This window comes from Microbacterium sp. Y355, from assembly GCF_059445345.1.
In genome coordinates this window covers 1,786,678-1,799,661 of record NZ_JCAIUD010000001.1, presented here as the reverse complement: position 1 = coordinate 1,799,661, position 12,984 = coordinate 1,786,678, and the positions used below count along the sequence as shown (strand labels likewise).

Genomic DNA, 12,984 nt, shown 5'->3' with positions numbered 1-12,984 from the left:
GCGTGTCAAAGGCAGATAGCGTGGAGATGTGACCACTTCGACCACCATCGACGGCTTCATCCTCACTGATGAGAAGGATGCTTCGCGCTACACGCTCATGCGAGATGGAGTGCTCGTCAGCGCTCTCGACTACCGCGATGATGGGTCGACGATCGCGCTGACCAGGGCCTTCACTATCCCGACTTTCCGCGGGCATGGGCATGCGGCACGCGTGGTTGCTGGTGCCGTCGCCGAGATCGAGAGCCGTGGCGATCGTAAGGTCGATCCCGTCTGCTGGTACGTCGCCGAGTGGTTTGAGCAGAACCCCGATCACGCAGGGCTGCTGCGCCGACGCTGAGTCCGGATCGTGTGACGTTCTGTTACGACAGCCTTGCCGCATCCGTCTCGTTTTCACAGGGACACGCACGTTAGAATATATCTCTGCTCAGCACCGTTCGCTGAGGCGGTCAGCCTTCCGAACGGGAGCTGGTCCGAGGCTTGAAACCTCCGGCATCCTCATCAGACACCGGAGGTTTTCTCATGTCTCAGACTCTGCGCGCCCACCCCAAAGCCAAATGGTGGGCCCTGTTCGTCATCTCTCTGACGCAGCTCGTCGTCGTCCTTGACGGCACCATCGTCAACATCGCCCTGCCGCAGGCGCAGATCGCCCTGGATATGGACGATCACCTGCGTCAGTGGGTTGTCACCGCCTACGCGCTCTCGTTCGGAGCCCTGCTGTTGCTCGGCGGGCGTGTCGCCGACTACTGGGGTCGCAAGCGCACCTTCATGGTCGGCATGGTCGGCTTTGCCCTGGCATCCCTCTATGCGGGTCTCGCGGCCGCAGGTTGGGAGCTGATCCTCGGACGCGCCTTGCAGGGTGTCTTCGCCGCGATGCTGGCGCCCGCCGCACTCGCGCTGCTGACGACGCTGTTCCCGTCCGGCAAGGAGCGCAACATCGCCTTCGCTGTCTTCGGAACGGTCGCCGGTACCGGCGCCGCAGTCGGCATGGTGCTTGGCGGATTCCTCACCGAGTTCTTCGACTGGCGCTGGTGCCTGCTGGTGAACCTGTTCTTCTGTGCGGTCGGTCTCATCGGCGGTGCGCTGTTCCTCACCGAGAGCCGGGCAGACGGCGACAAGCGGTACGACCTGTGGGGAGCGCTGCTGGTCACTGCCGGCCTCGCATCGTTCGTGTACGGCTTCAGTCTCGCTGAGACCGGCTGGACCAACCCGCTCACGGTCGGCTTCATCGTGCTCGGACTCGTCCTTCTCGCGGTGTTCGTGTGGGTTCAGGCGAAGGTCTCCAACCCCTTGCTGCCGTTGCGTGTTGTGACGAATAAGGTGCGCGGAGGGGCCTTCCTCATCCAGGCCGTCGCCGGCAGCGTCATGATTGGCGCGACCCTGTACCTCACCTTCCACCTGCAGATCGTGCTCGGCATGGGCGCGCTCGAAGCCGGCGTCGCCAGCCTGCCGCTGCCTCTGGGCACCATGGTGCTGGCCGGACTCGCGACGAAGATGCTCGGCCAGATCGGTCCGCGACTGATGCTCATCAGCGGACCCCTCGTGGTCGCAGCGGCACTCGTGTATCTCTCGTTCATCACTGCGGACGGCAACTACTTCGTCCAGGTCGCCCCGGCGCTGCTGGTCATGGGCTTCGGAATGTCGTTCGTCTTCATTCCGTTGCAGAACCTTGCCCTCACCGGCGTGGCACCGCACGACGCCGGTATCGCCTCTGCCGTCACCAACTCGGCGATGCAGATCGGCGGATCGGTCGGACTCTCGATCTTCACCGCCGTCTATGCCGCGATCGTCGGCGGCCACGCGCAGGGCGAGGTCGGTCTCGACACACTCACGGACGGCTACGGCGGAGTGTTCCTCGCCGCAGCGGTCGCCATGGTGCTGGCATCTGTCGTCGCGTTCACGATGGTGCGCGGTCGCAAGGAAGACCTGATGCCCCAGCACGCTGCGGTTGCCGCGGATAAGCCAGCGTCCTCGGACACAGACACGCTCTCTCTGGCGCGCTGATCGGGATGCCACGGCGGGCCTCGGCGGTAATGTCCGAGGCCCTCCGTACGGTGTGAATATGCGAATCCTGCACACCTCTGACTGGCACATCGGCCGCACCTTCCATGGCACCTCGACCATGGATGCGCTGGCCGAGGTGCTGTCGGCGCTGGTCGAGCAGGTGCGCGGCAACGCGGTGGATGCTGTGATCGTCGCGGGCGACGTGTTCGACTCTGCTACGCCTGCTGGCCCCGCCTACACACTGCTGGGTGACATACTCGCCGCTCTCCACGACACCGGCGCAAAGGTCATCGTCACGAGCGGCAACCACGACTCCGCGGCCCGACTCGGATTTCAGGCGCGACTTCTGCGTGACGGCATCCACATGATGACAGACCCGCTTTCTATCGGCGAGCCGATCACGATTGACGATGCCGATGGGCCTGTGCATTTCTACGGCATCCCCTATCTCGAGCCTGCGATCGTGCGGCAGCACTGGCCAGAGGTGCTGCTTCGCACCCAGGCACAAACCATGGCGCACGCGATGTCACTCGTGCGGGCCGGTATGGCATCGCGCGAGGGACGCTCCGTGGCGATCGCGCACTGCTTCGCGGCAGGTGTGGATGCCACGGCCGGACTCGAACGCGAAGTGCGCCAGGGCGGACTCGATGTCGTGCCGCTAAGCGTGTTCGACGGGCCGGACTACATTGCTCTCGGTCACATTCACGGACGCCAGGCGCTGAGCGAGCGGGTCCGCTACGCCGGAGCGCCGCTGCACTACAGCTTTGGCGAGCAGCACAAAGAGCGCGGCTCGTGGCTGATCGATCTTGATGCTTCTGGCCTCGCCTCAGTCGAGTGGCTGGCGTTGCCGGTGCCGCGTCGTCTCATCACCCTTACCGGAACGCTCGACGAGATCCTCTCGGCGGAGAATGTCGCCACCCACGCAGATGACTGGGTGTGCGCCGTCTACACCGACGCATTGCCGCAGGCCGAACCGATGCGGCGCCTGAAAGAGCACTTCCCGCACTGCGCGATGGTGCAGCACGCCCCCGTCAGCGGCGCCGAGCGTGTGGAGCGGTCCTACGCCGCGCGGCTGGAATCGGCTGTGACTGATACCGAGCGCATCGAGGCATTCCTCGAGCACGTGCGCGCCGGCCAGGGCGCGAGCGAGCGAGAGAGCGAACTCATCCGCGAGGTGCTCGATGAGCGCGTGGTGGCAGAGGCTCTCGTCTAGTGCGTCTTCACCGCCTCGAGATCCAGGGCTTCGGCCCGTTCCTCGATCGACAGATCGTCGACTTCGACAGCTTCGCTGACGACGGTATCTTCCTCATCGCTGGGCGTACCGGTGCGGGGAAGTCGAGCATCCTGGATGCCGTCTGCTTCGGCCTGTACGGGGGAGTGCCACGGTACGAGAGCGGCGATAAACGGCTGCGCAGCGACTACTGCGCTCCTGAAGATCTCAGCGAAGTCGTCGTCGAGTTCACTACGACGGCCGGCAGGTATCGGGTGACGCGCTCGCCGGAGTACATGCGGCCCGCTAAACGTGGCGGAGGCTTGACGAAGCAGGCCTCGGGTGTCCAGCTTGATACTCTCGCCGACGCTGGTTGGGTCACGCTAGCTGCGAAAGAGCGGGAGGTCGGGCACGAGCTCGACGAGATACTTCAGCTGAGTCGCGAACAGTTCCTGCAGGTGATCCTGCTCGCACAGAATCGGTTCGCCCGGTTCCTGCTCGCCGACAGCAAGGAGCGACAGTCGCTGCTGCGACGGCTATTCGGCACTGAGCGCTTCGAAGACGTGCAGTCGCGTTTCGACGATCGACGCAAGACGGCAGAGAACGCGCTCGCCGGGCGCTTCGCCACTGTCAACGCGGGGCTTCAGCAGGCGGAGCGGATGGTGACTGCCGCGCAGCTGTGGGGCGAGCATGAGCCGGTTGATACATCTGCGGAAACGACCCAAATGCGCCTCGAGCAGCTTCGCGTCGCGCTCGATCGGGCCGAGTACCAGGTCGAACGCCGGGTCGCTGAGAGCGCTGAAGCCGAGACCCGAAGCACCGCGGCGGAAGCAGCCCTGACCCGCGCACGCGAGGAGCGTAAGGCGCAACAGGATCGGGACGCGACCCGAATCGCCGTACAGCGAATCGACGCCGAAGAATCCGAGATCGCCGCGGCCCGCACGACGCTGCAGCAGGCGAGAACGGCCGAGGCACTGCGCGCAACCCTCAACGCCGCAGATCGGGCCGCCAACGACCGCGAGAAGGCCGAGATCGCCGAACGCGCAGCCCGCGAAGTCTGGGGTGCCGCTGACATCGAACTTGTTGACATCGAACGCGGCGAGGTCACCGCCGAGGCACTGGAAGCATGGGCTGAGCAGCGGACCAGCCAGAGTGGCGAGTGGAAACGTGCGGCTGAGCTCGAGCGGAGCGCCACAGCTCTCGCTGTGGAGCAGGCGGACGCTGTGGAGCAGGTCACCGTAGCATCCACTCTCGTCGACGCGCACGATACTGAACGGGCAGAACTTCCGGCGCGGGTCACCGAGCTGACCGCCCAGCGGGATGCCGCGCAGCGCAGCGCCGACCGCCTCGATGACCTGCTCACAACGCTGAACGCCGCGAAGGCACGCCGAGACGCGGCAGTGAAGGCCGAGCGGCTTCATAGCGACCTCGACAAGGCCGAACGCGCGCTCGTAGCCGCCAGCAGTGCGCTCGACGAGGCGCAGCTCGCGCTCACACAGTTGCGCCGCCGCCGTCTGGACGGCTTCGCCGGAGAACTCGCGACCGCACTGATTCCGGGGGAGCCCTGCACCGTGTGCGGGGCCACCGAGCATCCCTCACCGGCCGAACACAGCGATCCCGTCTCGCAGGAAGACGTCGAGGCGGCCGAAGCCGTGCGCGACACCGCAGCAAAGAACGATCGCGAGGCGCTCGACAGGGTGTCCGACCTGAAGCGCAATCTCGCAGCCGTTGACGCGATGGCTGAAAAGCGCTCTGTCGCTGTGGCTGAGGACGAGGTCACCGCTGCGACATCCGCGCATACCGAGGCACTGGCCGCCGCCGGTGCACTCCCTGCCGCGGTCGCTGCGCTTGGCGAAGCCATTGCGCGTTCTGCGCAGCTCGAGAAGGACCGCGCAGAGGCGGCAGATGCGCTGGCGAAGGCGCGCGAGTCGCTCGCCTTGATCACGCAGCGCAGCGCCGAGGCGCAGACCGTCATCACCGCGGCACGCGGATCCTTCGGCACTGTCGCCGCGCGTATCGCCGAGGTTACCGCGCACGTCGCAACCGCCCACGCCCTGGCGGATGCTCTCGAAGAGGGCGCCCGGCGGGAGAGGGCACTCACCGAGGCCGCGGCGGAGCAGGCACGCGCGCTCGCGGCATCCGACTTCGACGACACCACGGCCGCGCGGCTGGCGCTGCGGTCAGCAGCCGAGCAGCAGGGGCTTGAAGATCGCATCTCGGGCCACAACGTGCAGCGCGAGAAGCAGCGCGAGCTGCTATTGGCGCTGGAGATGCGGGCGCTTCCCGAGGAGCCGATCGAGCTCAGCGGGGTTGAAGAATCAGCGGCCGGCGCTCGTACGGCATGGAAGGACGCGATCGATGCCGCAGGGCGAGCGAAGACCACAGTCGAGCAGCTGGGCGGACTCATCGACTCGGCCGCGGCCGAATACGCAGCCAGCGCCGCGCAGCAGGCCGACTTTGAGGTGCTGAAGGGCCTCGCCGACACCATTGCCGGTCGTGCCGGCAATACGCACAAGATGACGCTGGAGACCTTTGTGCTCGCCGCCGAACTCGAAGAGATCGTGGGGGCAGCCAACCGCCGCCTCAGCGACATGTCGACCGGGCGCTACCAGCTGCAGCACTCCGACGCACTCGCGGCACGTGGTGCGGCATCCGGCCTGGGAATCGTCGTATTCGATGCGTTCACCGGACAGACGCGTCCCGCACAGTCACTCTCCGGAGGTGAGACGTTCCTCAGCTCACTCGCGCTCGCGCTCGGCCTCGCCGAGGTCGTCACGGCCAGAGCCGGCGGCATCCAGCTCGACACGCTATTTATCGATGAGGGCTTCGGATCTCTCGACGCCGACACGCTCGAGGTCGCCATGCGCACGCTTGACGAACTGCGCTCTGGCGGGCGCACCGTCGGCATCATCAGCCATGTCGAGTCGATGCAGGAGCAGATTCCCGCGCAACTCGTTGTGGAACAGACCGCGAGCGGGCCGAGCCGCATCCGCTCCTGACACGAGACGGCCGCGTCATCCCTGTTCGGGACGACACGGCCATCAGTCCACACGAGGCGGGTTCACGCGTTCGACGGAACCCATTCCGACACGGCGTTCAGCGCCCGTACGTCGTCGGACGCCAACTCGAGTCGTGCTCCGGCGAGAAGTCCGGCGACCTGGTCGACCCGTGACGCACTGGCGATCGGCGCGGCGACGGTCGGTTGCGCTCGCAGCCACGCCAACGACACGGACGCGATCGACGCATCGTGCTGGCCGGCGATGCGCTCGAGCTCCCCGATGATGCGGAGTCCGTGCTCGGTGGCGTACTTTGCGGCACCGCCGGCGCGCGGAGAATCGACTGCCGCAGCATCCGTCGAACGGTACTTGCCGGTGAGGAACCCTGCCGCCAGCGCGTAGTACGGAACCAGGCTGAGCCCGAACTCCGAGGCTGTGGGGATGATGCTCTCCTCCACATCGCCCCGGTGTACGAGGTTGTAGTGCGGCTGGACGGCGACGGGAAGGGCAGTTCCGGCCTCCTGTGCGAGCGAGATCCACGAGCGGATGCGGTCGGCCGAGTAGTTCGACACGGCGGTGTAGCGCACCAGACCGTCGGTGACGAGCTGTCCGAAGGCCGCGACGGTTTCCTCCAGCGGCGTCTCGGTGTCATCGAAGTGCGCGTAGTACAGGTCGATCGTGTCGACCCCGAGACGATTCAGCGACGCCTCTGCGGCGGCGCGGACGTTCTTGGCCGACAGACCCTTGAACTCTGGGTGGCTGCTGACCTTCGTCGCGACGACGACGTCGGAGGGCCCCCGTGAGGCGAGCCACTCGCCGATGATTGTCTCGCTCTCGCCGCCGCTGTTGCCCGGCACCCAGGCGCTGTAGCCGTCGGCAGTGTCGATGAAGTTGCCGCCTCCGGACACGAAGGCGTCGAGGATCTGGAACGACGCATCGCGATCGGCGGTCCAGCCGAACACATTGCCGCCGAGGGCGAGCGGGAAAACGTCGAGGTCGCTGCGGCCGAGGAGGGTCATGGAATCTCTCTTTCTTTCGTCTACCCGAGTCAAGCGCATCCGCGGCATGCATATTCGGAGTCCGTCACGGAGACGTAACACTCAGGGGAGATACTGGACGCATGACGCTTCAGCAGCAGATCGCGCAGACCCTCGGCGTGCACGCCGAAATCGACCCGGCGGCCGAGATCGAACGGCGCGTGCAGTTTCTTGTCGACTACCTTGTGAAGACCGGCGCGAAGGGTTTCGTGCTCGGCATCTCCGGCGGGCAGGATTCCACTCTTGCGGGGCGCCTCGCGCAGCTTGCCGTCGAGCGCGTGCGTGCGAGTGGCGGTGCTGCCGACTTCACCGCGGTGCGGTTGCCGTACAAGGTCCAGCACGATGCGGATGACGCTGCCGCCGCGCTCGCCTTCATCACGCCAGATCGCTCGGTTGAGGTCAATATCCAGGGCGGCGTGGACGGTGTCGAGAAGGACATCGAGCAGGCGGCCGGGGCCGACGTCTCAGATTTCAACAGAGGCAACATCAAGGCACGCATCCGCATGGTCACGCAGTATGCGCTCGCGGGGCACGATGGACATCTCGTGATCGGCACCGACCACGCCGCCGAGGCGATCACGGGCTTCTTCACGAAGTTCGGTGACGGCGCGGCCGATGTTCTGCCGTTGGCAGGCCTCACCAAACGCCAGGGCAAGGCGTTGCTGCGCGAGCTGGATGCTCCGGACCGGCTTTGGCTGAAGGTTCCCACCGCTGACCTTCTTGACGGGCAGCCCGGGCGTGCAGACGAGGATGAACTCGGACTTACCTACGAGCAGATCGACGACTACCTCGAAGGCAAGCCGGTGGATGCTGACGCTGCTGCCAGGCTCGAAGGCAAGTACCTCGCCACACAGCACAAGCGCCACCTTCCGGTCGGCCCTGCAGATGACTGGTGGCGCTGACGGGTCGAGTGCCCGTGCGGGGCGAGCACTGTCTGACGTCCCCGCTAACCTCGAAGCATGCGGATCGATACCCAGGCCCAACGCGTCATCTTCAGCGCCACTGACCTGAAGGCTGCCGCAGAGTGCGAGTTCGCCTGGGCGCGCGCGATCGATGCGAAGCTCGGACGAGTTCCCGCTGTCGAAGAGACGGTGGATGCCACGCTCGCTCGGGCGGCCAAGCTCGGCGATGCGCACGAGCTGAAGGTGCTCGAGGCCTACCGCGAACAGTTCGGTTCGGATGCCGTGTACGAGGTGTCGAAGGTGTCATCGGCCGACCCTGCTTCACTCGCTGCCGTCGTCGCTGAGACGGGGGAGGCGCTTCGCTCCGACGCAAAGGTGCTGTTCCAAGGAGCGTTCTCCACCGAGGAGTTCGTCGGTTTTGCGGATTTTCTGCTTCGCGAAGACGACGGGCGCTGGCGCGTGCAGGATTCGAAGCTCGCCCGCAAAGCGAGAGTAACCGCACTCATGCAGCTGGCGGCATATGTTGACCAGCTGGACGGCCTCGGCATCCCGCGATCCGACAAGGTCGACCTCATCCTTGGTGATGGAACGATCAGCACCCACTCCGTCGACGATCTGCTGCCACTGTTTCACGTTCGTAGAGCGCGACTGCGCGCCGTGATCGCCGACCGCGACGTGCCTGCTGGTGCGGCGGGTGCTCCGCTCGCCTGGGGTGACGGCAGAGGAGACCTCGACATCTCTGCGTGCGGACGGTGCGCGACGTGCACAGAGCAGGTAGACGCTGCGCGTGATCTGCTGATGGTCGCTCGCATGCGTCCGGTGCAGCGTGCGCGGCTGCGCGCCGCCGGAATCGAGACTATCGACGACCTTGCCGCGGCAGGGGCTGCGCCTGATGGCATGAACGTCGACACGTTCGAGTCGCTGCGCGCCCAGGCGCGACTGCAACTGCGTGCCGATGCCGATGACGCTCCGACGTTCGACGTCTATCATCCGCAGGCCATCCACAATCTGCCGCGACCGAGTCGGGGTGACATCTTCTTCGACTTCGAGGGTGACCCGCTCTATACCGAGCCCGCTCCGGACGGGCACGCGCAGTGGGGCATCGATTACCTGTTCGGTTGGGTCGACAACGACGACCAGTACACCCCGCTCTGGGCGCACACATTCGCCGACGAGAAGCGCGCACTCGAGCAGTTCCTCGATTTCGTGAATGTGCGAAGGGCCGCCCACCCCGACATGCACATCTATCACTACGCGCCGTACGAGACATCTCATCTCGTCGCGATGGCATCGCGCTATGGCGTCCGCGAGGGCGAGGTCGACAAACTACTGCGCGAGGGCGTTTTCGTCGACCTGTACCCGCTCGTGCTGCGAACAGTGCGCGTTGGATCACGCTCATATTCGATCAAGAAACTCGAGCCGCTCTACATGGGCGACGACGTGCGAACGAGCGACGTGCAGAAGGGCGACGACTCGATCGTGCAGTACGTCGCTGCACGCCAGCTGGCGGCGGCAGGCGAGACGTCCGATTCCGAGGCAGTGCTTGCCGATCTCGCTGACTACAACCGCTACGACTGCGTCTCGACTCGGCGCCTGCGCAACTGGCTGATCGAGATCGCGAAAGCAAGGGGTGTTAACCCCGCCCCACCGGACGCGGCCGAGGAGCTGGTGTATGAGCCTTCGCATCGTTCGGTCGCCCTGCTTGCCGACGCCGAGCGCGATGTCGAGGCTGGCGGCGACGGTGAAGTGCATCGCGTAGCCGCGGCGGCGATCGACTACTATCCGCGTGAGGCGAAGAGCTTCTGGGTATCGCATTTCCAACGACTGCGTGAGCCGGTGTCGATGTGGGATCAGACTCGCGACGTCGTGCGGGTGGATGCGACTGGCTCCGTGCTGCGACGTGACTGGAGCGTCGAAGAGGGGCGCCGCGTCATGTCTCGCGAGATCGAGATCCGCGGCGAGATCTCGCCCGGCACGACACTCGGCGAGGGGGCGAACCCGTTCGCACTGTATCCGTTCCCGGCGCCCTTCGATGTCGAGGCGCCATCCCGCGCGATCCACGTGCCGCGCACAGTAACCGTTGTCGAGACGCTCGACGACGGCTACGTGATCGCTGAGACGGCGGTGGGCGGACAGACCTGGGGCGAGTTTCCGCTCGCGTTGACACCAGCGGCACCGCCCCGCGTCGTCTCGCTGCAGGGTGCGATCGATGAGTGGGCGGATGCCGTGCATGAAGCGGCACCGTCATTCCCCTCAGACGCCGCGACCGACATTCTGCGCCGTATCCCTCCGCGCACGGTCTCCGGCGCGGGGCTGCCTGCGGCGGGGGATGACCCGATCGATGCGATCGTGCGGGGCCTCCTCGATCTGGACCGCAGCTATCTCGCAGTGCAGGGACCTCCAGGAACGGGCAAGACCTACACAGGATCGCGTGTGATCGCGCGCCTCGTGAACGAGTACGGCTTCCGAATCGGAGTCGTTGCGCAGTCTCACGCCATCATCGAGACACTGCTGGAGCGTGTCGTCGCCGATGGGGTGCCACCGGGGCAGGTGGCGAAGGCGCCGAAGGAGAAGGGAAGCGCGCCGAGTTACACGGTGATCCCGAAGAGCGGCATGGCGTCGTTCCTCTCCGAACGACAAGGCCAGGGCGTCGTCGTCGGCGGCACCGCCTGGGACTTCAGCAATACCGGACGTGTAGAGCGCCACGGCCTAGACCTGCTCGTGATCGACGAAGCCGGCCAGTTCTCGCTCGCCTCCACGATTGCCGTCGCAGCGGGAGCTGCGCGGCTGTTGCTGCTCGGCGATCCACAGCAGTTGCCACAGGTCAGCCAGGGTGCGCATCCAGAGCCGGTCGACACCTCCGCACTCGGCTGGGTGATGGACGGCGACGCCGTCGTCCGCCCGGAGTACGGATACTTCCTTGATCACAGCTGGAGGATGCACCCGGCAGTCGCTGGACCGGTCTCACGGCTGTCGTACGCGGGGCAGCTGGCCTCGGCAAGCGGCACCGAACGACGCGCAATCGACGGGGTCGAACCAGGGCTGCACGTCGTTCCGATGCGTCACCGAGGCAATGCGACACAGTCCGCTGAGGAAGCGGCCGAGGTCGTGCGGATCGTGCGTGAGCTGCTCGGCCGCGAGTTCACCGACATGGACCCCGAAGCGGCGCCCCGGCCTCTGACCGAGGCGGACTTCATCGTGGTCGCGCCCTACAACGCGCAGAAGCAGTTGGTGATCGACGCGCTCGCGGCGGCAGGGCTCTCCGGCGTTCCGGTGGGGACGGTCGACAACTTCCAGGGCAAGGAAGCAGCGGTGTCGATCACGACTCTTGCGGCCTCCAGCGGGCGGGATGCGCCACGCGGTCCGGAGTTCCTGCTGCTGCAGAACCGGCTGAATGTGGCGATTTCACGCGCTCAGGTTGTGGCGTACCTGATCCACTCACCCGCGCTGCTCGACGACCTGCCTTACACGCCAGAAGGAGTCGCGCGGCTCAGCGCCTTCGCACGCCTGGTTGGTGCCGGTTGAATCCGATGAACGGATGTCGGACGCCGATGCTAGCGTCGCGGGCATGACATCAAACCCACCACACCACTCGCTGAACTATGTCGAGCTGACCGTCACTGATATCGGCGCGGCCAAATCCTTCTACGCAGATGCCTTCGGCTGGAGCTTCGTGGATTATGGGCCGGATTACGCCGGGATCGCATCTCCCGCGAATGATGGTGAAGAAGTCGGAGGGCTCCTCGCTGCTTCTCATCCGCGCCCGAACGGTGGTCCATTCGTGCTGCTCTTTTCAGACGACCTGGATGAGTCGGAGCGCGCCATCGTCAGAGCAGGCGGCGCGATTGTGCAAGCAGCCTATGCGTTTCCGGGCGGTCGCAGACTGCACTTCACTGACCCCAGCGGTAACGAACTCGGAGTCTGGGCGCGGCAGTAGTCGGTCACCGGTCGCGGTCAGCGGGCTGCAGTTCCGCAGCCATCGGAAGAGTCAGACCGTGCCGTACAACCGGTCGCCGGCATCGCCGAGGCCGGGAACGATGTAGCCCTTTTCGTTCAGGCCCTCATCGAGAGCACCCAGGACGAGGGTCACATCTCGGTCGCCGACGATCTTCTCGATGGCCGCGACACCCTCGGGTGTGCCGAGCAGGCAGATTGCCGTGACATCCTGCGCACCGCGCGCGAACAGGAACTCGATTGCCGCGCCCAACGAGCCACCGGTGGCAAGCATCGGGTCGATGGCGAAGCACTGGCGGTCACTGAGATCGTCGGGGAGGCGCTCGGTATAGGTCGTCGGCTCGAACGTCGTCTCGTCGCGAATCATTCCGAGGAAGCCGACCTCAGCGGTGGGAAGGAGCTTCACGAGCCCCTCCAACATTCCGAGGCCCGCGCGCAGGATCGGAACGACGATTGGCCGCGGCTCAGAGATCTTCACACCCATGGTCTTGGTGACCGGGGTGGTGATCTCGACCGGAGTGACCTTGACGTTACGGGTTGCTTCATAGGCGAGCAACGTCACGAGCTCTTCCGTCAACTGCCGGAAAACAGGAGACGGGGTGCGCACATCGCGCAGCACCGTGAGCTTGTGGGTGATGAGAGGGTGGTCGGCGACGTGGACACGCATAAACACCAGATTAGTGCGCCACAGCCTGTCTGAATGATGTGGGTTTATCGGGGAGCCGGTCTCAGGCCTCTTCGGCGAGACGCGCGGCCCGGCGCTCGCGCCACTGTGCGTTGATCTTCTTCGAGTTCAGGGCGAAGAAGAGAGCGGTGATGAGAGGTGCAGCAGAGACGATGAGGACGTGGGCGAAAGTTTCCATGCCTTGAATTTATCGAGCCGC

10 protein-coding genes are annotated in these 12,984 nt (G+C 65.6%); 7 read left to right on the top strand and 3 right to left on the bottom strand.

What is annotated here, in order from left to right; translation table 11 throughout:
• Positions 1–28 precede the first annotated feature (28 nt).
• The 4 genes from AC1C2O_RS08665 (at position 29) to AC1C2O_RS08650 (ending at position 6,210) form a co-directional block, all read left to right on the top strand.
• The gene (locus AC1C2O_RS08665) at positions 29–337 is read left to right on the top strand and encodes a GNAT family N-acetyltransferase (RefSeq protein WP_495430026.1); all 309 of its coding nucleotides are present in this window, start codon (positions 29–31) and stop codon (positions 335–337) included.
• A 182-nt stretch (positions 338–519) separates the two neighbouring features.
• Entirely contained in the window at positions 520–2,001 is a 1,482-nt protein-coding gene (locus AC1C2O_RS08660; protein WP_495430025.1) for an MFS transporter, read from the top strand.
• 58 nt (positions 2,002–2,059) lie between these two features.
• On the top strand, positions 2,060–3,214 hold the full coding sequence (locus AC1C2O_RS08655; protein WP_495430024.1) for an exonuclease SbcCD subunit D: 1,155 nt from the start codon (positions 2,060–2,062) through the stop codon (positions 3,212–3,214).
• Positions 3,214–6,210, top strand: coding sequence for an AAA family ATPase (locus tag AC1C2O_RS08650; protein ID WP_495430023.1), 2,997 nt, complete (start codon positions 3,214–3,216; stop codon positions 6,208–6,210). Before AC1C2O_RS08655 ends, AC1C2O_RS08650 begins: the two co-directional genes overlap by 1 nt.
• A gap of 62 nt (positions 6,211–6,272) precedes the next feature.
• Here the strand turns inward: AC1C2O_RS08650 and AC1C2O_RS08645 are convergent, their stop codons facing one another.
• Complete coding sequence (locus AC1C2O_RS08645) at positions 6,273–7,226, bottom strand: aldo/keto reductase (RefSeq protein WP_495430022.1); 954 nt, start codon at positions 7,224–7,226, stop codon at positions 6,273–6,275.
• 101 nt (positions 7,227–7,327) lie between these two features.
• On the opposite strand from AC1C2O_RS08645, the gene nadE reads away from it, so the two are divergent.
• From nadE to AC1C2O_RS08630, 3 genes are read left to right on the top strand one after another with little or no spacing between them, the layout of a single operon-like run.
• Complete coding sequence (gene nadE, locus AC1C2O_RS08640; RefSeq protein WP_495430021.1) at positions 7,328–8,146, top strand: NAD(+) synthase; 819 nt, start codon at positions 7,328–7,330, stop codon at positions 8,144–8,146.
• Positions 8,147–8,203: 57 nt separating this feature from the next.
• Entirely contained in the window at positions 8,204–11,671 is a 3,468-nt protein-coding gene (locus AC1C2O_RS08635) for a TM0106 family RecB-like putative nuclease (RefSeq protein ID WP_495430020.1), read from the top strand.
• A 43-nt stretch (positions 11,672–11,714) separates the two neighbouring features.
• Positions 11,715–12,083 carry a VOC family protein gene (locus AC1C2O_RS08630; RefSeq protein ID WP_495430019.1) on the top strand — a complete coding sequence of 123 codons (369 nt, stop codon included), beginning with the start codon at positions 11,715–11,717 and terminating at the stop codon, positions 12,081–12,083.
• Between the two features lie 51 nt (positions 12,084–12,134).
• Here AC1C2O_RS08630 and upp read toward each other — a convergent pair whose 3' ends face one another.
• Both upp and AC1C2O_RS08620 read right to left on the bottom strand, forming a co-directional pair.
• Entirely contained in the window at positions 12,135–12,767 is a 633-nt protein-coding gene (upp, locus tag AC1C2O_RS08625; protein ID WP_495430018.1) for a uracil phosphoribosyltransferase, read from the bottom strand.
• Between the two features lie 61 nt (positions 12,768–12,828).
• Positions 12,829–12,963: a hypothetical protein gene (locus AC1C2O_RS08620; protein WP_495430017.1), complete on the bottom strand. Its 135-nt coding sequence runs from the start codon at positions 12,961–12,963 to the stop codon at positions 12,829–12,831.
• Positions 12,964–12,984: the final 21 nt, after the last annotated feature.

Coding starts and splice junctions, on each gene's coding strand:
- AC1C2O_RS08620 (WP_495430017.1), bottom strand. CDS start 12,963: ATGGAAACTTTCGCCCACGTCCTCATCGTCTCTGCTGCACCTCTCATC.
- AC1C2O_RS08655 (WP_495430024.1), top strand. CDS start 2,060: ATGCGAATCCTGCACACCTCTGACTGGCACATCGGCCGCACCTTCCAT.
- AC1C2O_RS08645 (WP_495430022.1), bottom strand. CDS start 7,226: ATGACCCTCCTCGGCCGCAGCGACCTCGACGTTTTCCCGCTCGCCCTC.
- AC1C2O_RS08660 (WP_495430025.1), top strand. CDS start 520: ATGTCTCAGACTCTGCGCGCCCACCCCAAAGCCAAATGGTGGGCCCTG.
- AC1C2O_RS08630 (WP_495430019.1), top strand. CDS start 11,715: ATGACATCAAACCCACCACACCACTCGCTGAACTATGTCGAGCTGACC.
- upp (WP_495430018.1), bottom strand. CDS start 12,767: ATGCGTGTCCACGTCGCCGACCACCCTCTCATCACCCACAAGCTCACG.
- AC1C2O_RS08635 (WP_495430020.1), top strand. CDS start 8,204: ATGCGGATCGATACCCAGGCCCAACGCGTCATCTTCAGCGCCACTGAC.
- nadE (WP_495430021.1), top strand. CDS start 7,328: ATGACGCTTCAGCAGCAGATCGCGCAGACCCTCGGCGTGCACGCCGAA.